Below are 1,521 nucleotides of genomic sequence, written 5' to 3' on the forward strand. Positions count from 1 at the left end.
CGCCTGATTCGAAAATCCCCGCTTCGTGACCGTTTCCGCTGTTCAGGGCGTCCCGATGGGTTGGAGGTTGACTTGGTAGCCGAGTTGGTTCAGTTGGCTGACGAGCCGTCGGGTCGCTCTGGTCTTGCCGGTGCGTTCGAGGAAGTAGTCGCCGCCGAGGTCGGCGTACTCGGCGTCGTCGGTGAACATGTGCCAGACGGCCACGAGGATGGAGTGCTCCAGGGCGACTAGCGCGCGCTTCTTGCCGCGACGGCCGACCAGTCGCCGGAAGCGGGCGGCAAGGTAGGTGTCCTTGGTGCGGGACGCGGCGACCGACGCCTGTCCGAGGGCGGCCTTGAGCCAGGGGTCGCCGTGCCGGGTCTTCCCGGTGGGGCTCTTGCCGGCGGACTCGTGGTTGCCGGGGCAGACCCCGGCCCAGGAGGCCAGGTGCCCGGCCGTGGGGAAGCGCGCCATCTGGGCGCCGATCTCCGCGAGGATCACCTCTGCGGTGCGGGTGCTCACTCCGGGGATGGTGACCAGCAGGTCGATGCGGCGGCGAAAGGGCCGTACCTGCTCGTCGATCCGCCCGCCCAGGCGGGCCTCCATCGCGGTGCAGGCGTCGATCCGGTCCAGCATCGCCCGCAACAAGAACGCGTGGTGGTCGGTGAAGCGGCCGGTCAGGGCCTCGACCAGGTCGGCGGTCCGGCGGCGCAGGGCGCCCTTGGCCAGGTCGGCCAGCCGCCCGGGGCTGCGCTCCCCGGCGATCAGGGCGTCCATCATGTCGCGGCCGGACTTGCCCATCAGGTCGGAGACCACGCTGGAGAGCTTGATGCCGGCGTCCTCGAGCAGCTTCTCGGCGCGCTGGATCTCGCGGGTGCGTTCGCGGACGACCTCGGTGCGGTAGCGGGTCAGGTCTCGCAGCTGCCGGATTGGCTCCGGCGGCACGAAGCTGGGCCGGACCAGCCCGTACTCGACCAAGCGGGCGATCCACTCGGAGTCCTTCACGTCCGTCTTGCGGCCGGGGACCGACTTCATGTGGCGGGCGTTCAGCAGCCAGCACTCCATGTCGTGTTCCAGCAGGTAGAACACCGGCTTCCAGTAGACGCCGGTGGCCTCCATGCCGACCACGGTCACGCCCTCGGCCAACAGCCAGTCCCGCATCGCCAGCAGTCCACTGGTGACCGCCGGGAAGGTGCGGACCTCGCTGCGGCGCCGCTTCCCGGTGCTGGGCACCCGAACGCACACCTTCACATCGACCTTGCTGATGTCGATCCCCGCACACCGTTCGTGGATCACGTCCATCGCCCCGGCACCTCCCTCCCTCGACAGCCGCGAGCGCGTGGCCGTCCGGCAGGGGTCCGCAGGCGTAAGAGTCTGATTCGCGTGCTCGGAGCAACATTTCCGGGTGCCTGTCGGTGGACCCCCAGCGTCCTACTGACCCACGGGCTCGGAACGCGCCAAGGCGGCACGACGTCGGCCAGACGGCCACCAACCCGATTTTCACCCGGTCAGGGTCTGCCCGTAAGGGCTTCGGCTTGCTGA

General features: G+C 69.4%; 1 protein-coding gene. It reads right to left on the reverse strand.

Going from position 1 to position 1,521, the window contains the following annotated elements; translation table 11 throughout:
* Positions 1–42 precede the first annotated feature (42 nt).
* Positions 43–1,281, reverse strand: coding sequence for an IS110 family transposase (locus tag ABIA32_RS33490; RefSeq protein ID WP_370103644.1), 1,239 nt, complete (start codon positions 1,279–1,281; stop codon positions 43–45).
* Between the last annotated feature and the right edge of the window lie 240 nt (positions 1,282–1,521).

This window comes from Streptacidiphilus sp. MAP12-20 (assembly GCF_041262525.1).
Lineage (GTDB): Bacteria > Actinomycetota > Actinomycetes > Streptomycetales > Streptomycetaceae > Streptacidiphilus.

Coding starts and splice junctions, on each gene's coding strand:
- ABIA32_RS33490 (WP_370103644.1), bottom strand. CDS start 1,281: ATGGACGTGATCCACGAACGGTGTGCGGGGATCGACATCAGCAAGGTC.